Below are 20,676 nucleotides of genomic sequence, written 5' to 3'. Positions count from 1 at the left end.
GCTCGCGAAGGGCGCACTGCGGTTTCAAAGCCCTGCGATCAAATCCCGATAATCCTCGACCGCAGCAAACTCGGCGGTGTCCTTCGGCCCCTTGCGGCTGTCCGGCTCTTTCACCGCGAGCAAGTGCGCTACGCCAAAATCCCGCGCACTGCGCAGAATCGGCAAGGTGTCGTCGATGAACAGGCTGCGCGCCGGATCGAACCCGATATCCGCCTGCAAGGCATCCCAGAACTGCGGATTTTCCTTGGGATAACCGTAATCGTGCGAGCTGATCAGCCGTTCGAAGTACGGTGCCAGCTCGATCCGCTCCAGTTTCAGCGACAGCGAATCGCGGTGCGCATTGGTGATCATGATCACCCGTTTACCGGCGCGTTTGATCGCCTCGAGAAAGGTGTCGGCATCCGGGCGCAAAGCGATCAGATGTGCGGTTTCCTGTTTCAGTTCGCGCACCGACAGTTTCAGTTCCGCACTCCAGAAGTCCAGGCAATACCACTGCAACTGGCCGGCGTGGCGCTCGAACAGCGGCTGCAGTTCCATCTCGGCCATGGCTCGGCTGACCCCATGCAGTTCGGCGTAACGCTGGGGCAGGTGTTCGAGCCAGAAGTGGTTGTCGAAGTGCAGATCCAGCAACGTGCCGTCCATGTCGAGCAGGACGGTATCGATGTCGGACCACGGTAATGAAGGCATGGCAACGTCTCGAGCGGTAGAAGGATATCCGAGGTAAACAATCGGGAAAGCCGCGTTATAGTAGCGCGTTCACGCCAAGGAGCTTCGCATGCGCCAGAAACCCACCGTACTTGCCCGCGAGATCGTCGCCACCAGTCGTCTGTTCGCGGTCGAAGAACTCAAGCTGCGCTTTTCCAACGGCGTGGAGCGCACCTACGAGCGGCTGGTCGGCAAAGGCGCGGGCTACGGCGCGGTGATGATCGTGGCGATGCTCGATGCCGAACATGCGGTGCTGGTCGAAGAGTATTGCGGTGGCACCGATGCCTACGAATTGTCTTTGCCCAAGGGCCTGATCGAGCCGGGTGAGGATGTGCTGGCTGCGGCTGAGCGCGAGCTCAAGGAAGAGGCCGGTTTCGGCGCGCGGCAACTCGAACACCTGACCGAGCTGTCGTTGTCGCCCGGTTACATGAGCCAGAAGATTCAGGTGGTGCTCGCCACCGATCTGTACGAAGAGCGCCTGGAGGGCGACGAGCCTGAGCCGATGCGCGTCGACAAGATCAACCTGCGCGAGCTGTCGGCGCTGGCGCTCAATCCGCAGTTTTCCGAAGGGCGCGCGCTGGCGGCGCTGTATCTGACCCGCGACCTGCTGACTCAGCGCGGTTCTTTCAATCTTGAGTGAGATGTCGATGAATTTCCCCCACCCGTTGATGGCACCTGTTGTTGCCCTGGCATTACAGGCTGGCGAGGCGATTTTGCCGTTCTGGCGCTCGGGCGTGGAAGTCACGGCCAAGTCCGATGATTCGCCGGTGACCGCAGCCGACTTGGCCGCGCATCACCTGATTGTCGCTGGGCTGACAGCACTGGACCCGAGCATCCCGGTGTTATCGGAAGAAGACGCCAATATCCCGCAAAGCGTGCGTGCTGGCTGGCAGCGCTGGTGGCTGGTGGACCCGCTGGACGGTACCAAGGAATTCATCAGTGGCAGCGAAGAATTCACCGTCAACATCGCCCTGATCGAAAACGGTCGGGTGGTATTTGGAGTGGTGTCGATGCCGACCAGTAGTCGCTACTACGTCGGCGGCGCCGGGCTTGGCGCGTGGCGGTGCGACAAGCACGGTACACCGGTTGCCATTCAGGTGCGTGACGCGCTGCAACCGGGCGAAGCCTTCACCGTGGTTGCCAGCCGCCGACACTCGAGTCCTGAGCAGGAGCGTCTGCTGGCCGGGCTGAGTGCCAGTCTGGGCGAGTTGCAGTTGGCCAACATTGGCAGCTCGCTGAAGTTCTGTTTACTGGCGGAAGGCGCGGCGGATTGTTATCCGCGACTGGCGCCGACTTCGCAGTGGGACACGGCAGCAGCGCAGGGCGTGCTGGAAGGCGCGGGGGGCGAAGTGCTGGATCTGCGCGGTGAAGCGTTTTGTTATCCGGCGCGGGAATCGCTGTTGAATGAGTTCTTTCTGGCGTTGCCGGCGAAGGCTTCGTGGCGTGAGAGATTGCTGGAGTTGGCCCGGGGTTAGGATTCTGTCCAGCTTGCCCTCACCCCAGCCCTCTCCCCCAGGAGAGGGAGCCGACCGAGGTGTCTGGCGCGATGCATCGACCTGTAGATTCGAGTCGATTGTGGATTCGGCAAAGCAGTTTCAGGTAGACGTAAATCTGCAGCATCCCCTAATCAGTCCCCTCTCCCTCCGGGAGAGGGCCAGGGTGAGGGGCCGTTGATCTTCAACGGTGCAAAACGTACTGCCCGGTAAACGTCACGGCGTGTGCTTCACTGCCCTGATTGACGATCCGCGTATCAAGCGTCAACCGCGCCCGCCCATAGCGCTGATACATCGCCAGAAACTTCTTCCATACCTTCGCGTCAGGCGCCGGGCAAATCGCCGTGGCATCGCCCGTCACCGGCAGCGGATAGCTGATCTGCCCTTCCTGAATCACAATGTGCCCGTCGGTAATCCCTTCTTCCTTCAGGCGCAAATGCAGCCAGCCCCAACCGGCCAGCACCGCGCCGCAGTAGAGGCTGCCGCCAAACATCGTGCTCTTGTGATTGACGTTCGGCGCGAGCGGCAAATGCAGGCTCAGTCGCTGTTCACGCCACTCGAGTACCGTGAGGCCCATCTCGGTGGTCAGCGGGATATCGTGATGCAGAACCGATTGCAGATATTCAGTGTTGCCGCTCATTCGTTTTCGTCCCCCTGGCTGCTGTCGCCGAAGTTGAGGCCATGCTTGCGCAATTTGTCGTGCAGGGTCTTGCGCGGAATGCCCAGGGCTTCGGCGAGGCTGCGCACCGAACTGTGTGAGCGCGCCAGTTCTGCGGCGATCAGGGTTTTTTCGAAGTTTTCCACTTGCTCGCTAAGCCCGCCGCTGACGACTTCGACCGGTGCGCCGGCGCTGCCTTCGCCGTTGTCCAGCGCCAGTTCCAGACCCAGGGCAAAGCGTTCGGCGGCGTTTTGCAGTTCACGCACGTTGCCCGGCCAGGTGTGACGCAGCAGTAACGCGCGTTGTGCCGGTTGCAGTTCGTGGGGTGGCAGACCGTGGCGGGCGCTGGCTTCATCGGCGTAGTGCTGGAACAGCAGCAGTGCGTCTTCGCCGCGTTCACGTAGCGGCGGAATCCGCAGCGGCGCCACGTTCAGGCGGTAATACAAGTCGGCGCGAAAGCGCCCCTGATCGGCGGCCTGGCGCAGGTCTTCCTTGGTCGCGGCGATGACGCGGATGTCCAGCGGGATCAGTTGATTGCCACCCAGTCGCTCGACGACGCGTTCCTGCAACATGCGCAGCAATTTGACCTGCACGTCCAGACTCATGCTTTCGATTTCATCGAGAAACAGCGTGCCGCCGTTGGCGAATTCGAACTTGCCGATCCGGCGTTTTTGCGCGCCGGTGAACGCACCGGGTTCGTGGCCGAACAGTTCGCTTTCCACCACCGACTCGGCCAGTGCGCCGGCATTGATTGCCACGAAAGGGCCGTTGCGGCGGCTGGACAAGTCGTGCAGGGCGCGGGCGACCACTTCTTTGCCGGCGCCGGTTTCGCCAAGAATCAGCACATCAGCCTTGGTCGCCGCCAGCGCGCCGATCTGCTCGCGCAGGCGCAACATCGGCGTTGAATGACCGACCAGCCGCGCGCTCAGCTCATTGCGATCACTGAGGGCCAGGCGCAGGCTGCGGTTATCCAGTACCAGGCGGCGCAAGGCGAGGGCGCGGCGCACGCTGTCCAGCAGCGCGTCGCTGGCAAAGGGTTTTTCGAGAAAATCATAAGCGCCAGCGCGCATCGCCTGCACCGCCAGCGGTACGTCGCCGTGGCCGGTGATCAGCAACACCGGCAGCTCCGGGTCCTGTGCGTGCAATTCGCTCAGCAGTTCGAGGCCATCCATGCCCGGCATGCGAATATCGCTGACCACTACGCCCGGCCAGTCACGCTCCAGTTGCGCGGCCAGACCTTTGGCTTCAGACAAGGGCAGGATTTTCAGGCCGGCCAGATCCAGTGTCTGGCCGAGGGCCTGACGCAGGTGCGGATCGTCGTCGATCAACACCACCTGAATGCGATTGTCGATGGTCATGCACTTCGGTCCTCGGAGGGTTGCAGGCTGACCCCGGGCGCGCCGGCGCGCAGCCGCAGGGTAATCAGGGCGCCACCTTGCCTGTGGTTGGCGAACGACAGTTCACCGCCGAAGGCGCGCATCAGTGTTTCACAAATGGCCAGCCCCAGACCCAGACCCTGCGTGCGGGTCTTGGTGGTGTAGAAGGGCTCGCTGGCGCGGCCAAGGGCTTCCATGCAGAACCCCGGGCCGTTGTCGCGAATGTACAGGTTGACGCCGTCGGCAGTGGATTCGGCACTCAGCCAGAGTTTGCGCGGCGGACCCTTTTCCGTCAGGGCATCGAGGGCGTTGGCGAGCAGGTTGCCCAGGACTTGGCGCAGACGGGTTTCACCCGCCTCGACCCACAGCGTAGCAGCGGGCAGATCGCGGATCAGTTCGACCTCCATGCTGCGTCGACGCTTGGCCAGCAGGGCCAGCGCATCGTCGAGCGCCGGTTGCAGGGCGACGCTTTCCGGGGCATGGCGATCGCGTCGGGCGAAGGCGCGCAGGTGGGCGATGATCGAGGCCATGCGCCCGGTCAGTTCGCTGATCAGCTTGAGATTGCCGCGCGCGTCGTCGGTGCGTTGATGATCGAGCAACACCTCGGCGTTTTCCGCGTAGCTGCGGATCGCCGCCAGCGGCTGATTGAGTTCGTGGCTGATGCTCGCCGACATGGTCCCCAGCGCCGACAGTTTGCCAGCCTGAACCAGATCATCCTGGGCGCGGACCAATTCCTGCTGCGCGGTTTCGCGTTCGAGCACTTCCTGCTTCAGGCGTCGGTTGAGGCCTTCAAGATCGCTGGTGCGCTCGGCAACCCGACCTTCCAGTTCGCGCCGCGCCTTGGCCTCGAAGGCGATGCGCTCCAGGTAATGCCGACGGCGCTGCATCATCAGCCCCACCAGCAGCATCACCACCAGCAGCGTCGCGCCGCCAATCGCGACGACGGTGCGCACCGGGCGGTCGATCAGCGTCCGTGGTGCGAGGATGCTGACACTCCAGCCGGTTTCGGCGATGTCGTGGGTCTGGATCAGCCAGGCGTCGGCGCTGAGGTTCAGCGGCCGCGGCTCACGCGTCGGGTACGGCTGGATCGCGGTGATCGCCGAGCGCTCGGTATCGCTCAATTCGCGGGTCGAGCGGAAACGCCACTCCGGCCGCGAGGTCAGGATCACCACACCGTTGTGGTCGGTGACCAACAGTTGTTCCGGGGTTTTGCCCCACAGGCTTTCGGTATGGTCGAGGTCGACTTTGATCACCAGCACACCGATGATCTTTTCGCCGTTGCGCACGGCGGCGGCGAAGAAATAACCGCGTTTGGCCGACGTCGTGCCGAGGCCGAAGAAACGCCCGAGGCGCCCGGCCATGGCTTCGCTGAAATACGGGCGGAACGAGAAATTGCGGCCGACGAAGCTGTCATGTTTGTCCCAGTTCGACGCCGCCAGCGTCTGGCCGCTGGTGTCCATCAGGTACATGACTTCGGCGCCGGTCTGCGCAGCGATGTTCTTCAGCAGGCGATTGGCGTTGCCTTGGGTAACGCCATCGTCCGGCGCGCCAAGCACGGCGCGCAGCGCCGGCAAGTCGCCGAGAATTTGCGGCAACACCTCGTAGCGGTGCAGGGTGCCGAGCAGGTTGGCGACGTACAGGTCGAGGGTCTGACGGTTCTGCCCGGCCAGCTCGCTGCGGTAATAGCGCTCGGCCAGATGCTCCAGCGGCCACAACAGCGGCGCCAGGCACAGCGCAAGCAGGGCGAGGCTGCGCCAGCGGGGTCTGCGGGGAAGAGTCGGTTTCATGAGCCGGTAACGCCTGTAGGGACAGGCGCATTATGCCCGGCCTCAGGCGAAGACGTCAGCGTCCTTGAGCAGCACGGCGGCCTGATCCTTGGCCGACAGTTTCGGCGCTTCGTCGAGCTGCCAGTCGATGCCCAACGCCGGGTCATCCCAGCGAATGCTGCGTTCGGACGATGGATCGTAGTAATCAGTGGTCTTGTACAGACACTCGGCAAACTCGCTCAGCACCACAAAACCATGGGCGAAACCTTCCGGCACCCACAGCTGGCGATGGTTTTCGGCCGACAGACGCACGGCCACCCACTTGCCGAAGTCCGGCGAGCTGCGGCGGATATCGACGGCCACATCCAGAACCTCACCGGCCGTCACGCGAACCAGTTTGCCCTGAGTGTTTTGCAGTTGGTAATGCAGGCCGCGCAGCACCCCTTTTTGCGAACGCGAGTGGTTGTCCTGGACGAATTGCATATCGAGGCCGGTCGCATCCCGGAACGCCTTGGCATTGAAACTCTCGTAGAAGAAACCGCGCTCGTCACCAAACACCTTGGGTTCGATGATCAGAACACCGGGCAGATCGGTGGTGATTACATTCATGAAGATTTCCGTAGTCGGGCTTGAAAGGTCGCCATTCTTGCGCAAAGAGCTGCGCGGTGCGAGCGCGGATGGCGTGGTCGAATCAGTCGACCTCACCGAAATACCAGCGTTCTTCTTCATGAATCTGGCCTTCCCAGTTTTCAACCTTGTAGCGTAAGCCTCGTTCACCCATGCCGGGTGGCAGGACGAATCCCCATTCCTGAGCCAGGCTTCTACCGGTTTCGACTTCTTCGCTGTCAGCCAAAGGGATATGACCGCGATGGTATTCGAGATCTGTATAGATACAAATTTCGCTGGAAAACATGCACGGAACACAAATGGCTGCAACAACCCGGCAGTCGATGGCGCCCGCTGGACGTGACAGGCGCAGATGCTGTGCTGCGTCGACCATGTGCTGCGCGCATTGCCTTTTCAGTTCGGCGGTGGCCTGTTTTCCTTCCACCAACGACATATGGATCGGAATTTTCCAGTTGCAGTATCTACTTTCCTGGGTCAGGCCGGCTGGAAAATGCCCCTCGAAGTCAGCGGCCCAGTTAGCCAAGGCACGTAGTCGGCGAGGGATGTTGCGGACCTTTTTATTCGAAAGGGCGAGGCGACGGAAGGACATGACGAGGATTGCATCCTGCAGTGGAAACTCAGCACGCAGGTTGCCGAGAGTCGCACGGAAACTCAATCTAAAACTCCTGTGTGGAATTTTCCCGGCGACGCTCTCGCTACGACGTTGCCGCGTCTAACTGCTTTGTCGTTGTGATAAAGAGTTGCGCAACCTCTGAAGCAATGGCGATATAAGCGCCTAATAAAATTTCAGGGGTCGTTCCATGCCGCTCGCCACGTTGATTCACCGCGCCAGTTTGCCCAGCCCGCAGGTTGCGCAGGAGCAAGTACAGCAATGGCTGGCGGAACATTACGGGCTCAGCGGCACACTGCAGGCGCTCGGCAGTCAGCAGGACCTCAACTACCGTGTCGACAGCTCGCGTGGGCGCTTCGTATTGAAAATCTGCCGGGGGGATTACGCACTGGTGGAGTTGCAAGCCCAGCATGCGGGTCTGAAATATCTGGCCGAGCACTCGGCGATAATGGTGCCGCGCGTCATCGTGGCCAACAACGGTGAGGACTTGCTGACGCTGCAGACCGGCGGTGAAGCGGTGCACGTGCGTCTGCTCGATTACATCGAGGGCCAGTCGCTGACGCATCTTGCGCATCTCGGCCAGAAGGTCGTGGCTGGCTTTGGGCGGCTATGCGGTGAGATGGATCTGGCCCTCGCCGGGTTCGATCATCCGGGGCTTGCGCGTACCTTGCAGTGGGACGCACGCCACGCCAGTGCCTTGATCGAGCATCTGCTGCCGGTGATCAAGGACGAACAGCAACGCACATTGATTGCCGAAGCTGCCGAACAGGCCGAGCGTTGTTTGCAGCCGCTGCAAGACAAACTGCCGGTGCAGGCGATCCATATGGACATCACCGATGACAATGTCGTCTGGCAGCGCGATGCTCAACGCCATTGGCAATTGCAGGGCGTGATCGACTTCGGCGATCTGGTGCGCACCTGGCGCATCACCGATCTGTCGGTGACCTGCGCTGCTTTGCTGCACCATGCCGCCGGCGATCCATTCGTCATTCTGCCGGCGGTGCAGGCCTACCACGCGGTCAATCCGCTGCACCATGAGGAGTTGCAGGCGCTGTGGCCGTTGATCGTCGCGCGCGCGGCGGTACTGGTGCTCAGTGGCGAGCAGCAGGTCAGCATCGATCCGACCAACGACTACAGCCGCGACAACCTCAGCCATGAGTGGGAAATTTTCCGTGTCGCGACGTCGGTGCCGTTGGCGCTGATGGAAGCGGCGATCCTGACCTCGGTGGGGCGCAGCCTGCCGGCGATCGACAGTGGCGATTTCGCAGCGTTGCTACCGGGACTGGTCGGCCGCGAGTTTGCCCTGATCGACCTTGGCGTTCTGAGTCCGCATTTCGAGGCTGGCAATTGGGAGCAGACGGGCGTTGATCAGCGCCTGTTGGACGATGCCGCAGCCGCTCATGGTCTGGCGGCGAGCCGTTACGGCCAGTATCGATTGTCACGCACACAGCCTGACAGCGCCGTCGAGCCGCAGACTTTCCCATTGCACGTTGAACTGCGTGTTCCCCATGGCAGCGTCGTGCAAGCGCCGTTCACTGGTGTCCTGCGCGAGACGGCTGACGGCGCGGTTTGTCTGGACGGCCCGCAGCTCAGCGTACGGCTGTGGGGCGTGACGGCCTCGCTGCCCGGCGGTTCGACGCTGGCCAAAGGGCAGGCGCTGGCTGCGGTCCGCGGACCGTTGCTGGTGCAACTTTGCCGTGACGCACAAATGCCGGCGCCGTTGTTCTGCGCGCCAATGCGCGCGGCGGCGTGGCAGGCCCTTTGTCCTTCGCCGGCCGCGGTGCTGGGGCTGGCCTGTAATGCCGAGCCGGAACTGGACGGCAAAACCCTGCTTGAACGGCGCGACGCCAGTTTCGCCCGCACGCAAAAACACTACTACGTCGACCCGCCGCGCATCGAGCGCGGCTGGCGCAATCACCTGATCGACATGCAGGGCCGTTCCTATCTCGACATGCTCAATAACGTCGCGGTGCTCGGTCACGGCCACCCGCGCATGGCGGCGGTGGCGGCGCGCCAATGGTCGCTGCTCAACACCAACTCGCGCTTCAACTATGCGGCAGTCGCCGAGTTTTCCGAACGCCTGCTGAAGCTGGCGCCGGAAGGCATGGACCGGGTGTTTCTGGTCAACAGCGGCAGTGAGGCCAATGACCTGGCGATTCGCTTGGCCTGGGCCTACAGCGGCGGGCGCGACATGCTGAGTGTGCTGGAGGCGTATCACGGCTGGACGGTCGGCGCCGATGCGGTATCGACTTCGATCGCCGACAACCCCAAAGCCCTCGAAAGTCGCCCGGACTGGGTGCATCCGGTGACCGCGCCGAACACTTATCGCGGTGAATTCCGTGGCCTCGACTCCACCCCGGACTACGTGCGCAGCGTGGAACACCAATTACACAAACTGGCTGAGCAGAATCGCCAATTGGCCGGTTTCATCTGCGAACCGGTGTACGGCAATGCCGGTGGCATCTCGCTGCCGCCGGGGTATCTGCAACACGTCTATGGGCTGGTGCGCGCCCGGGGCGGCGTATGCATTGCCGATGAAGTACAGGTCGGTTACGGGCGCATGGGCCATTTTTTCTGGGGCTTTGAAGAACAGGGCGTGGTGCCGGACATCATCACCATGGCCAAGGGCATGGGCAACGGCCAGCCATTGGGCGCGGTGATCACGCGGCGCGAAATCGCCGAGGCGCTGGAGGCCGAGGGCTATTTCTTCTCGTCGGCGGGCGGTAGTCCGGTCAGTTGCCAGATCGGCATGGCAGTGCTGGACGCCATGGAAGAAGAAAAACTCTGGGAAAACGCCCAGGTGGTCGGTGGCCATTTCAAGGCGCGGCTCGAAGCGTTGATCGATAAACATCCGCTCGCGGGAGCGGTGCATGGTTCGGGGTTTTATCTGGGGCTTGAACTGATCCGCAACCGCGACACGCTGGAACCGGCGACCGAAGAGACCGCGCTGCTGTGCGATCGCTTGCGTGAGCTGGGAATCTTCATGCAGCCGACTGGCGATGATCTGAATATTCTCAAGATCAAACCGCCGATGGTGACATCGCGCCAGAGCGTGGATTTCTTCGTGGACATGCTCGACCGGGTGTTCAGCGAAGGCCTGTAAGCGTTGCGAATCTCCTGTGGGAGCGAGCCTGCTCGCGAAAGCTATTGATCAATCGACATCATTGTTGACTGCGTGATCGCCTTCGCGAGCAGGCTCGCTCCCACAGTTATTTTAGGTTGGCAGTTCGATTTGTATCGGTATTTTTAGGTTTTATTTCGACGGAAGGCGTTTCGATCGCTTCTAAAGCCGATATTTATCGGCTATAAAGTCGCCATCGCTCCGGCATGGCGATCTTTTTGTCCGGCGCGCGTTTACTTTTCGGTCGACTTTCCGACCGTCGAAGCACCTGCCGGGAGATGATTCATGAGCCGTATCGTTACCGTTGCCGCTACTCAGATGGCCTGTTCGTGGGATCTGCACGCCAACCTCGAAATCGCTGAAAGACTGGTCCGTGAAGCTGCTGCCAAAGGCGCGCAGATCATCCTGATTCAGGAGTTGTTCGAGGCGCCATACTTCTGCCAGAAGCCCAACCCGGACTACCTGCAGCTGGCGACGACGGTCGAGGACAACGTCGCGATCAAGCATTTCCAGAACATCGCCAAAGAGCTGCAAGTGGTACTGCCGATCAGCTTCTACGAACTGGCCGGCCGTGCGCGGTTCAACAGCATTGCGATCATCGATGCTGACGGCAGCAACCTCGGGATTTATCGTAAAAGCCACATTCCGGACGGTCCCGGCTATCACGAGAAGTATTACTTCAACCCCGGCGACACCGGTTTCAAAGTGTGGAACACCCGTTACGCAAAAATCGGCGTGGGCATCTGCTGGGACCAGTGGTTCCCGGAAGCGGCGCGCAGCATGGCGTTGCAGGGCGCGGAAATCCTGTTCTACCCGACTGCGATCGGCAGCGAACCGCACGACCAGACGATTTCCTCGCGCGACCATTGGCAGCGTGTGCAACAGGGCCACGCCGGCGCGAACCTGATGCCGCTGATCGCCAGCAACCGCATTGGCCGCGAAGAACAGGACGGCTATGACATCACGTTCTACGGCTCGTCATTCATCGCCAACCAGTTCGGCGAAAAAGTGCAGGAGCTGAATAAAACCGAAGAAGGTATTCTTGTGCACACTTTTAACCTTGACGAGCTCGAACACATTCGCAGCGCGTGGGGTTCATTCCGCGACCGCCGTCCGAACCTGTACGGTGCGTTGAAAACCCTCGACGGTTCCCTGGAGTCCTGATCCCGATGACCACCTTGAAAAGCACCCCACGCGCCGACGGCTTCTACATGCCGGCCGAGTGGGCAGCGCAAACCCAGACCTGGATGATCTGGCCCGAACGCCCGGACAACTGGCGCCTGGGCGGCAAACCGGCGCAGGCCGCACACGCCGCGGTAGCCAAAGCGATCGCCCGTTTCGAACCGGTGACTGTGGCGGTCTCCGCCGGCCAATATGAAAACGCCCGTGCGCGCCTCGATGTGCCGAATATCCGCGTGGTTGAGATGTCCAGCGACGATGCCTGGGTGCGCGACAGCGGCCCGACGTTCGTCATCAACAACAGCGGCGAAGTGCGCGGCGTGAACTGGGATTTCAATGCCTGGGGCGGCTTCGCTGGCGGCCTGTATGCGCCGTGGAACCGTGATTCGCAGGTCGGCGGCAAGATCCTTGAGATCGAACGCAGCCCGCGTTACCGCACTGAAGGTTTTGTGCTCGAAGGCGGTTCGATTCACGTCGACGGCGAAGGCACGCTGATCACCACTGAAGAATGCCTGCTCAACCGCAATCGCAATCCACACCTGAGCCGCGAAGAAATCGAAGCAGTGCTCAGCGCCAATCTGGCTGTGGACAAGATCATCTGGCTGCCGGATGGCCTGTTCAACGATGAAACCGACGGCCATGTGGATAACTTCTGTTGCTACGTGCGTCCGGGCGAAGTGTTGCTGGCCTGGACTGATGATCCGCAGGATCCGAACTATCCGCGCTGCCAAGCCGCAATGAACGTACTGCAAAGCAGCACCGACGCCAAGGGCCGCCCGTTCACGGTGCACAAGATGCCGATTCCGGGACCGCTGTACGCGACTGAAGAAGAGTGCGCCGGCGTCGACCCGGTCGACGGTTCGCAGGAGCGCAACCCGTCCGTGCGCCTGGCTGGTTCCTACGTCAACTTCCTGATCGTCAATGGCGGCATCATCGCGCCGAGCTTCGACGATCCGATGGATGCGCCGGCCCGGGAAATCCTGCAGAAGCTGTTCCCGCAGCACGAAGTGGTGATGGTGCCCGGTCGCGAACTGTTACTGGGCGGGGGCAATATTCACTGCCTTACCCAACAGCAACCGGCGCCGCACAAAGAGTGAGTTGAGTCGTAACAGCCTGAGATAACAGGTAAAAAAGCCAGACGTTTTTTAACGTACCGGTCAGGAACACCAAGCCCGCGGCCCGAAAGGACCGCGGGCTTTTTTTGTCTCTGCCGGTCGCCCGACCAAAAGCTTGGCATAGCTCTTGTATTGCTTCTGTTGCACTAGGGAGGGAGAAGAACTTCAACAGTTCTGTCATGAATCTTGGATAACGTAGCCGCTCACGAACGGGGAGAGAGCGCTGAAATGAACGCCGAAGTGAACGTAATCAGCGAGCGGACTTTGCATCCCATGGCCGTTAACGGCGAAACGCTCCAGCGTGTGGCGCACTGGTTGAAGTCCAATGGAACGCGTCAGATCAGAGAACCTGATCCGCGCCGGATGATGATCGAGCGCTATCCCGCTGACCTGTTCAGCGAGGCCGAACTGGATGCGTTGTGGGCTGTGATGGAAGGATAAGAAGAACAACAGGGATTGGAAAAAGCGCTGCCGGGAAGGCGGCGCTTTTTTATGCCCGATTGTTTGTGCAACCGAATTCAATGTGGGAGCGAGCCTGCTCGCGAAAGCGTTGTGTCAGCGACCCTCTTCATTGACTGGTGCACCGCATTCGCGAGCAGGCTCGCTCCCACAGGATTTGTGTGAAATCAGACATTTTCGGTGCCGGTCATGATTCGGCTGCATGGCACGCCTGGTTGGCGATTTGGGACTGAGGTCGATCAGCAGGTCCGTGATTCGACCGGTTCACGAAACAGACTGAAAGCCGTTGCAGCGTTTTTCTGCCAGGGTGATGGGGCTAACCTGCTGCAATTACTTCTATCGGAGTCCTCTCAGGTGATCCTTCACTACATCTATGACCCGCTCTGTGGCTGGTGTTACGGCGCCAAGCCGCTGGTCGAAGCGGCGCAGCAGGTCTTGCCCGTCGCCGCTCACGCCGGTGGAATGATGAGCGGCAGCAACCGCCAGCGCGTTTGCGAGCAATTGCGTGATTACGTCATGCCTCATGATCGACGCATCGCCGAATACACCGGCCAGCCTTTTGGCCAAGCCTATTTCGACGGGTTGCTGCGTGACCCTTCAGCAGTTTTCGATTCGACGCCTCCGATCGCGGCAGTACTGGCGGCGGAAGCTATCGACGGCCGCGGCCTGCAGCTGCTCGGGCATTTGCAGACGGCGCATTACGTGAACGGCCGGCGGATTGCCGATGAGCCAGTGCTGCTGGAAATCGCCCTGCAATCGGGATATGCCGCGCAAGCTTTCAAGGTCGCGTTTGAGGCTGCGCAAACCACCGAGCATATAAAGACCAGTCGCGCACTGTTGGCCCGCGTCGGCGGGCAGGGTTTTCCAACGTTCGTGCTGGAACACAACGGGCAATTCAGCACCATCGACATCAGCCCGTGGCTGGGAAAACCGCAAGCCTTCGCCGCTTGGCTGAGCCAGACCAGCGCGCCCGATGTTTCGGGCCAACAGGCTGCATTCTGTAGCACCGACGGCTGTGTTTGATACGTTACGGATTCACTGGCTGCCTGCAATTAACAGCAAGCAGCCAGCGCAAAATTTACGTTTCTTAGACGATTTCTGCCTATTTAAAGACGATTCTTGAAATTGACACATTGTTCGGGGCGCGGCTACGATTCGGCCCAACGCCTGTGGCTAACCGCCATGACTCAAAACAGGGAGCAGGCCCGCCGTGACATGATCGCGGCGGGTCTTTTTGTTTCGGGGTGAATACAAGAGTGCAAAAGCGCCGTTCAAGCCGTTCGACACAGCGCGTTTCAACCCGTAATAAGGAAAACAAAATGTTGAACAAGCGAATCAGTCTGATCGCACTGGGGATGTTGAGTGCTACACAGGCCATGGCTAACGACCAGGCCGAATCCAAGGGTTTCGTTGAAGACAGCAGCCTGAAAGTGCTGTTGCGCAACGCCTACATCAATCGTGATTACAAGGACGGTCGTCCGGACAAAGCCGAGTGGGGTCAAGCGGCGATCGGTACGTTCTCGTCCGGCTTCACCCAAGGCACCGTGGGTGTCGGCGTTGACGCATTTGGTCTGTATGCGCTGCGTCTGGACGGCGGCCAGGGTCGCACCGGCGCGCAAGGTATCGACTTCTTCAAACAGGAAAACGACGGTCGCGCGGCGCACGACATCGCCAAGGGCGGCGCAGCGGTCAAATTCCGTGTGTCCAACACCGTGCTGACTTATGGCGACCAGATGCCGGCCCTGCCGGTACTGAGCTACGACAACGTGCGTCTGCTGCCGGAAAGCTACACCGGTACCTTGATCACTTCCCGTGAGATCAAAGGTCTGGAACTGAATGCCGGGCGTTTCACCGCCGAATCGCGCAAGAGCGATGAAGGCCGTGACAGCGGCGGTCTGAAGGCGATCAACGTCCTGGGCGGCAGCTATCAGTTCACCGAACACTTCAAAGGCGCGCTGTACGCCTCCGACGTTGAAGACGTCTTGAAGAAACAGTACGTGAATGCCAACTACGTGATTCCGTTCAACAAGGATCAGTCGCTGACCCTGGACTTCAACGGTTATCGCACCAAGCTGGACAACTCGTACGTCCGCGAAAACAGCGTAACCGGCGACGACAACAAGATCTGGAGCCTGGCAGCGACCTTCGCCACCGGCCCGCACTCTTTCACCGTGGCGCACCAGCGTTCGACGGGCGACAGCAACCTCGGTTACGCCTACGGTGGCTATCAGAAAGATCAGGGTCGTGTCGGCGACGGCGGTAACTCCATCTACCTGGCCAACTCCTACTGGTCCGACTTCAACGCCGAAGACGAACGCAGCTGGCAGTTGGGCTACGGCCTGGACTTCAGCACATTCGGCGTACCGGGTCTGAGCTACAACTTTGCCTACGTGCGTGGCGACAACATCACCACGTCGACCAGCGAAGGCGGCACCGAGCGCGAAATCTTCAACCAGGTCAAATACGTCGTGCAAAGTGGCCCGGCCAAAGACCTGAGCGTGAAACTGCGCAGCTCGATTCTGCGCGTATCGCAGAAATCCAGTGAATACAACGTCAGCGGCAACGAGCTGCGTGTATTCGTCGACTACCCGATCAACATCTTCTGATGCTCGGGCAGCTGTAACGAAAATGAGAAAACCCCGATTCGTTCGGGGTTTTTTTTCGCCGGTTTTTCGACAAAAAGACGAAAAACCCCGTGTTTTTGTCATGTAAAAGTTGCTTTTCAAGCGCTGCAAGTGCCGTTTCAAACAGCGCTTCAAATGCCTGAAATTCTTTCTCATGGACGCAAATTCTCCACCTAATAGATTAGGCCGCTCAACGCAGCGGAGATTTGGGTAATGATCGTTTTGAACAGAGAAGTGGGCGAATCGCTACGGCGCGACAAATATGTCAACGTCCAGGGTGGTGACTTCAATCTCTACGGTCATTTTGCCGACTTCGTCAGATTGACCAAAAGTTGGGAAAACATGGAGCCTGACAGTTACTACGGTCAGGCCGAAGCCGGCATGCGTTACCGTCGTTACAGCGACTTCGAATACAACCCGAAGACTCGCGAACTGAAGCAACTCGAACATCGTGCTTACGTGCAGTCGAAGGAAAACAATGCCTATGTCGGCGGCGTCGTGCGGCACTTCCAGGACTTCTCTGAAGAAGTGATGAATTCGCCGGTGATGCGCAGCCTGATCGACACCGACTTCGAAGTGTATAAAAGCGTACTGCCGGAAGAGCTGCACGATGAAATCTGGCAGTGCCAGATCCATCAGATCCGCATCGAAATCAAACCCGGCAAACAACTGGAAATCACCCCGGAAGGCATTCACTGCGACGGCTACCCGTTCAGCGGTGTGCATTTCTGGGGGCGCAATAACGTCGAGGGTGCGGAGAGTCGTTTGTACGACATTCACGAGCATCAACTGGCGTCGACCACTTACCAGGAAATTCTCGACACGACGTATTTCCTCGACCGTGACATGCGCCACTACGTGACCCCGGCGCGCAATACGCACACCCATGCCATGGCATTCCGGCAGATTCTGGCGATTTCCTTCTCGCGGCCCGGGACCGCTTTCGACATTGTTCGCTAATCAGATCACCCCAATCGATGGCGTCGAGTGCTCGACGCCCGTGGTGCTGCGCCGCGCCACTGCCAAGGATGCGCAGCGCATGGAGCGCTTCTTCCGTCAGTTCGATGAAGTGTCGTTCTGCCAATGGCAGGACGCCAAGTGCCTGCGCGGCGTGTTGATCCAGAAAACCACAACCGCCTATCTGGCCTTTGACGTTGCCGGCGAAATCGTCGGCGCGGTGCTAGGCGGCATGCTCGGTAGCCGCGGCACCATCAATCACCTGGCGGTCAGCCCACGCTATCGCAGCCAGGGCGTCGGTCAACGCCTGGTTGAAGCGGCGTCATCGGACATGAAACGGGTCGGGGTGTTGCGGATGTTCCTGTTTGTCGACGATGCTAACCTCGCGGGCAAGCGTTTTTGGGCCGCCCAGGGTTTTTGCGAGCCTCACGGCGAACGGACATTTGAGAGGGACCTATGAATGAAACGTCCGGCAGTGCGCCGTTGATGGTCAACCATCAGCCGTCGCGCACGTTTGCCGAAGCCAGCCCGGTGGTCGCCGGGTATTTCACGGTGGCGTTCGTGTTCGGCCTGATGGCTGTGAATGCCGGGCTGCCGATGTGGCTGCCGGTGGCGATGTGTCTGTTCGTCTATGCCGGCGCTTCGCAATTCGCCGCGCTGGCGCTGATCTCCAGCGGCGCATCGCTGACCACCATCGTGCTGACGACTTTTCTGATCAACGCGCGGCACATGCTGATGTCGGTGTATATGGCCAAGGCCCTGCGTGCGCTCGGCCTGAGCCGCATGGAGCGCTGGTGCTACGCCGGTGGCCTGACCGATGAATCCTTTGCGTTCCACAGCGTCAAGCTCGGCACGGGCGCCCCGGTCAACGTGCGCTATTTGATCGGTTTTAACCTGTTCTGCCACACCTCTTGGGTGCTCGGTGGCCTGCTCGGCGCGGTGTGCGCGCAGTACGCCGCGCACCTGATCAAATATCAGCTCGATTACGCCCTGACGGCGATGATGCTGTATGTGCTGGTGTCGCTGTGCAACACACGCAACAAACTCATCGCTGCCGCCGCTGCGGTAGTTTGCATGGGTGCGTTGAGCCTGATGGGCAGTTCGCCGTTCAATGTGTTTATCGCCACGTTTGTGGGCTGCGGAGTCGGTGTATGCCTGACCAAACGTTCCTGATTCTGGTAGTCGCGCTGATGATGGCGGTGACGTTCCTGCCACGCGCGCTACCGCTGCAAATCAACACCGAACACTGGCCGCCGTTTATCGCGCGGGCACTGGAATACTTACCGGTGGCGATCGTCGCCGCGATCAGCCTGACCCCTTTGTTGATCAAGGACCGGCAGATACAGCTTGATCGCCCGGAATTCTATGCCGCGATTCCGACGTTGCTATGTGCGTATTTCAGCAAAAACCTCTTTCTCAGTGTGGCGGTGGGGACGGCTGCGTACATTGCGCTCGGCTCGTTCATGTAACGGCAAGTCGACGACATCGCTCAACGCCTGGCTCGACAACTCCGGATTGTTCACCGCCAGGCGCACTTCGAGGAAATCCTCGAAGCCGGGGAAAATCGTCAGGCCGTTTTTCTGTGCGGCCTCGCGAGAGACCATGCCCACCGCGTCCATCTGCGTGATCAACGACAGCGTCAGGGTTTCACTGCACGAATAAACCATGCGTTGGCCATTCTCGTGATTGCCCAGCCCGGCATCGAGAAAGCGCAAAAAGCTGTGGGAATACGGACAATCTTCCGCAGGACGCACCTGAAACTTGTTGCCCAGCAACGTCAGCGGATCGTTTTCCTGACCGCAATGCGCACCGACCACCTGGACCTGCACGTCCGGCAGTACGATGCTCGGCAAGCCGGGCCGCTGCGGACCGATCAACACCGCCAGGTCGAAATCCTCATTTTTCAGCTTGCTGAGATTCTCCATCGACTCGGCGTAGCTGAACTCCATCTGATAATCCGGAAACACCTCGATCAGCCGCCCGATCATGCGCCGGTTGAAGTCAGGCGCCAGGGTATTGTTCAACGCCACCTTCAACGTGCGCTGGCCCGGCACTTTCAAGGCCGCGACTTTTTCTTCCATCTGTCGCGTCGCGATCAACACTTTGTCGATGTAAGGCGTGAGCTCGGTGCCTTGCGGCGTCAGCGTCAGACCTTTGTTGGAGCGTCGAAACAAACGAAAACCGAACTGTTCTTCGACTTTGTTCAACTGCGCGGCCAACGCCTGCACGGTCAGACACGAATGCTCCGCCGCGGCCGACAACGAGCCGGTCTGCACGATGCGCATCAGGTTGCGTAAGGTTCTGCTATCCATGGGTAATGCCCTCTGAAGTGGGCTGGGTATTGTTGTTTACGAGACGACCGAACCGGCGCCATATGCTGGCTATATTCCCGTACCTGAGCATAGTTGTCGCGGACTTGGTAGCGAATTGATTTCCCCGCCGATGGCTGGAGGCTGACACAGGATCGGGGTTTTTGGTGGGGAGGGGGTAATGGGGGTCAAGAAAGTCGATGTCTCGAGTGTGACTGAAACGGTTTTTTACGAGTAGGGATTACAGCATTTCGAGTTTTTTCCCACACCGATACGTCGCTGTTTTGTATCTCTGCCGGAAGCGTCCTATCGAAAAAAGCGAAGGGGCTGATTTACCACCAAAGCAAAAATAGCTGGAATGTCAGGCAGTTATTTTCGGGACTTTTAGTCCGAGGCGATGGATATCCAGGCAATGCCGGCATCCGCGAAGCTAGCGAGTCGATGCCATGGGTTTGCAGGTAAGCAGGGCGTTGCCCGATCAAAATAACTGGAAAGACCTGAAGTTGCCGGACATTCGAGATATTGACCCAGAGCTACTGATTTCTTCGGTGAGTGAATTACCTAGTGCATCGTCCCTGAATGCAGCGTGGGAGCAAGTTGCCAGAGGCTTTGGACTTGATGATGGTCTAGACGCTGTTCTGATCGAAACGCCCTACGCGCCGATTCTGGTGAAGCGTGAACATTTGCTTCATGCGGTGGAAAAGCGCCCGAATGCGCGTGAGCGGTTCACCTTATTTGCGCGAGATACCCTGACGAATCCCTTTGAGATATGGAGGGTTCGCTACGACGACGCTTCGTTTCGACTTTCCTTCATCGGGGCCTACGACACTAAATATCAGATGCTGGTAGTGATCCACATCGAGCGCGGTAACGTACTGTGGAATTTCATGAACTGCGACAGGAAAGGCTTGAACAAGCATCGCCACGGTGAACTGTTATATCAGCGTTACGAATAGCAAAAACGAAAAAGGGCAGCCGTTTAAGGCTGCCCTTTTCATGTATGTCGCTTGATATTGTGCTCCCTCAAGCAGGGGAGAAGAGGTCTCACCCGAGCGCTGATTTTCAGGTCATCAACGGGGTTCCTAACGCCGACTATAGCCACCTGAAGGCAGTCGGTTTCGCGCTCTTGGGCCCGATTTTGTGCTGGGGAACACTGAGGTGTCAACCTGAGGTTTTGAATTAACAATCCGTATGTGGACCATGAAGTTGAATCTATTCATATTTGTACTAAGCTCACTTTGCTGATCAGCCACGAAGGATTAGACATGCCGACCTCTTCCACAGCCCTCACGCCCCATGAACAACTCGACGCCCCCGAAGCCGGCCGCGTTGCGCTGAAGTTCTTTTTCAATCTCATGGAGCACTGGGGCTGCAGCGCCGAGCAGCAACGTACGTTACTTGGCGGCGTCGGCAACACCACCTTCTACAAATACAAGCACCTGCCGCCCAACATCCGTTTGCCCCACGACACTCTTGAGCGCATTTCGTACCTGATGGGCATTCACAAGGCGTTGAGCATCATCTTCAGCAACAGCCGCGAACGTGCCTACACGTGGGTCAGCAGCCCGAACACGGCAGCACCGTTCAATGGCAAAACGGCGCTCGATTACATGCTGGCGGGGAGGGTGATCGACATCGCGGATGTGCGCCGCTATCTCGACGGAGTGCGCGGTTGAA

Annotated in this window: 21 protein-coding genes; 14 read left to right on the top strand and 7 right to left on the bottom strand. The window is 59.6% G+C overall.

All coding sequences use genetic code 11. From position 1 onward, the window contains the following. Positions 1 to 24 precede the first annotated feature (24 nt). Positions 25 to 687 (bottom strand): GMP/IMP nucleotidase, encoded by a 663-nt coding sequence (gene yrfG, locus ACGSLL_RS11045; RefSeq protein ID WP_258450876.1) that lies wholly within the window; start codon positions 685 to 687, stop codon positions 25 to 27. 88 nt (positions 688 to 775) lie between these two features. On the opposite strand from yrfG, the gene nudE reads away from it, so the two are divergent. Together nudE and cysQ are read left to right on the top strand one after the other, a co-directional pair. Beyond that, entirely contained in the window at positions 776 to 1,345 is a 570-nt protein-coding gene (gene nudE, locus ACGSLL_RS11040) for an ADP compounds hydrolase NudE (protein WP_394505695.1), read from the top strand. Positions 1,346 to 1,352: 7 nt separating this feature from the next. Continuing rightward, positions 1,353 to 2,180 (top strand): 3'(2'),5'-bisphosphate nucleotidase CysQ, encoded by an 828-nt coding sequence (gene cysQ / locus ACGSLL_RS11035; RefSeq protein WP_394505693.1) that lies wholly within the window; start codon positions 1,353 to 1,355, stop codon positions 2,178 to 2,180. 202 nt (positions 2,181 to 2,382) lie between these two features. Here cysQ and ACGSLL_RS11030 read toward each other — a convergent pair whose 3' ends face one another. The 5 genes from ACGSLL_RS11030 to ACGSLL_RS11010 all read right to left on the bottom strand — a co-directional run bounded on the left by ACGSLL_RS11030 (position 2,383) and on the right by ACGSLL_RS11010 (position 7,280). Further along, the gene (locus tag ACGSLL_RS11030; protein WP_394505691.1) at positions 2,383 to 2,838 is read right to left on the bottom strand and encodes a YiiD C-terminal domain-containing protein; all 456 of its coding nucleotides are present in this window, start codon (positions 2,836 to 2,838) and stop codon (positions 2,383 to 2,385) included. Continuing rightward, a complete protein-coding gene (locus ACGSLL_RS11025) occupies positions 2,835 to 4,214 on the bottom strand; it encodes a sigma-54-dependent transcriptional regulator (protein ID WP_394505689.1) in 1,380 nt (459 codons plus the stop codon). Before ACGSLL_RS11025 ends, ACGSLL_RS11030 begins: the two co-directional genes overlap by 4 nt. Next, positions 4,211 to 6,019: a sensor histidine kinase gene (locus ACGSLL_RS11020; RefSeq protein WP_394505687.1), complete on the bottom strand. Its 1,809-nt coding sequence runs from the start codon at positions 6,017 to 6,019 to the stop codon at positions 4,211 to 4,213. Before ACGSLL_RS11020 ends, ACGSLL_RS11025 begins: the two co-directional genes overlap by 4 nt. Before the next feature lie 42 nt (positions 6,020 to 6,061). Beyond that, entirely contained in the window at positions 6,062 to 6,607 is a 546-nt protein-coding gene (gene rfbC / locus ACGSLL_RS11015) for a dTDP-4-dehydrorhamnose 3,5-epimerase (protein ID WP_394505685.1), read from the bottom strand. An 82-nt stretch (positions 6,608 to 6,689) separates the two neighbouring features. Then, positions 6,690 to 7,280: a DUF3916 domain-containing protein gene (locus ACGSLL_RS11010; protein ID WP_394505683.1), complete on the bottom strand. Its 591-nt coding sequence runs from the start codon at positions 7,278 to 7,280 to the stop codon at positions 6,690 to 6,692. A 145-nt stretch (positions 7,281 to 7,425) separates the two neighbouring features. Here ACGSLL_RS11010 and ACGSLL_RS11005 point away from each other — a divergent pair, with 145 nt between their 5' ends. The 10 genes from ACGSLL_RS11005 (at position 7,426) to ACGSLL_RS10960 (ending at position 18,159) form a co-directional block, all read left to right on the top strand. Continuing rightward, on the top strand, positions 7,426 to 10,338 hold the full coding sequence (locus ACGSLL_RS11005) for an aminotransferase (protein ID WP_394505681.1): 2,913 nt from the start codon (positions 7,426 to 7,428) through the stop codon (positions 10,336 to 10,338). Positions 10,339 to 10,641: 303 nt separating this feature from the next. After that, positions 10,642 to 11,520 carry an N-carbamoylputrescine amidase gene (aguB, locus tag ACGSLL_RS11000; RefSeq protein WP_090288346.1) on the top strand — a complete coding sequence of 293 codons (879 nt, stop codon included), beginning with the start codon at positions 10,642 to 10,644 and terminating at the stop codon, positions 11,518 to 11,520. A 5-nt stretch (positions 11,521 to 11,525) separates the two neighbouring features. After that, positions 11,526 to 12,632: an agmatine deiminase gene (aguA, locus tag ACGSLL_RS10995; protein ID WP_394505679.1), complete on the top strand. Its 1,107-nt coding sequence runs from the start codon at positions 11,526 to 11,528 to the stop codon at positions 12,630 to 12,632. A gap of 246 nt (positions 12,633 to 12,878) precedes the next feature. After that, positions 12,879 to 13,091 (top strand): hypothetical protein, encoded by a 213-nt coding sequence (locus ACGSLL_RS10990; RefSeq protein WP_090288350.1) that lies wholly within the window; start codon positions 12,879 to 12,881, stop codon positions 13,089 to 13,091. A 372-nt stretch (positions 13,092 to 13,463) separates the two neighbouring features. Beyond that, positions 13,464 to 14,132 (top strand): DsbA family protein, encoded by a 669-nt coding sequence (locus tag ACGSLL_RS10985; protein WP_394505676.1) that lies wholly within the window; start codon positions 13,464 to 13,466, stop codon positions 14,130 to 14,132. 296 nt (positions 14,133 to 14,428) lie between these two features. Then, a complete protein-coding gene (locus ACGSLL_RS10980; protein WP_394505674.1) occupies positions 14,429 to 15,715 on the top strand; it encodes an OprD family porin in 1,287 nt (428 codons plus the stop codon). Between the two features lie 231 nt (positions 15,716 to 15,946). Beyond that, positions 15,947 to 16,693 (top strand): 2OG-Fe dioxygenase family protein, encoded by a 747-nt coding sequence (locus tag ACGSLL_RS10975; RefSeq protein WP_090288355.1) that lies wholly within the window; start codon positions 15,947 to 15,949, stop codon positions 16,691 to 16,693. Between the two features lie 79 nt (positions 16,694 to 16,772). Continuing rightward, complete coding sequence (locus ACGSLL_RS10970; RefSeq protein ID WP_394505918.1) at positions 16,773 to 17,150, top strand: GNAT family N-acetyltransferase; 378 nt, start codon at positions 16,773 to 16,775, stop codon at positions 17,148 to 17,150. Next, complete coding sequence (locus tag ACGSLL_RS10965) at positions 17,147 to 17,863, top strand: AzlC family ABC transporter permease (protein WP_394505672.1); 717 nt, start codon at positions 17,147 to 17,149, stop codon at positions 17,861 to 17,863. Before ACGSLL_RS10970 ends, ACGSLL_RS10965 begins: the two co-directional genes overlap by 4 nt. Continuing rightward, positions 17,842 to 18,159, top strand: coding sequence for an AzlD domain-containing protein (locus ACGSLL_RS10960; RefSeq protein ID WP_090288359.1), 318 nt, complete (start codon positions 17,842 to 17,844; stop codon positions 18,157 to 18,159). Before ACGSLL_RS10965 ends, ACGSLL_RS10960 begins: the two co-directional genes overlap by 22 nt. Here the strand turns inward: ACGSLL_RS10960 and ACGSLL_RS10955 are convergent. Continuing rightward, complete coding sequence (locus ACGSLL_RS10955) at positions 18,076 to 19,002, bottom strand: LysR family transcriptional regulator (RefSeq protein WP_394505669.1); 927 nt, start codon at positions 19,000 to 19,002, stop codon at positions 18,076 to 18,078. The two genes, ACGSLL_RS10960 and ACGSLL_RS10955, sit on opposite strands and share 84 nt — an antisense overlap. Before the next feature lie 443 nt (positions 19,003 to 19,445). On the opposite strand from ACGSLL_RS10955, the gene ACGSLL_RS10950 reads away from it, so the two are divergent. Both ACGSLL_RS10950 and ACGSLL_RS10945 read left to right on the top strand, forming a co-directional pair. Further along, positions 19,446 to 19,955, top strand: a complete 510-nt coding sequence (locus ACGSLL_RS10950; protein ID WP_394505667.1) for a PBECR2 nuclease fold domain-containing protein — start codon at positions 19,446 to 19,448, stop codon at positions 19,953 to 19,955. Positions 19,956 to 20,264: 309 nt separating this feature from the next. Beyond that, positions 20,265 to 20,675: an MbcA/ParS/Xre antitoxin family protein gene (locus ACGSLL_RS10945; protein WP_203420345.1), complete on the top strand. Its 411-nt coding sequence runs from the start codon at positions 20,265 to 20,267 to the stop codon at positions 20,673 to 20,675. Position 20,676: the final 1 nt, after the last annotated feature.

Source organism: Pseudomonas retamae (assembly GCF_043496865.1).
Taxonomy (GTDB): domain Bacteria; phylum Pseudomonadota; class Gammaproteobacteria; order Pseudomonadales; family Pseudomonadaceae; genus Aquipseudomonas; species Aquipseudomonas retamae.
The sequence above is the reverse complement of the archived record's forward strand: the minus strand, read 5'-3'. Positions and strand labels throughout refer to the sequence as shown.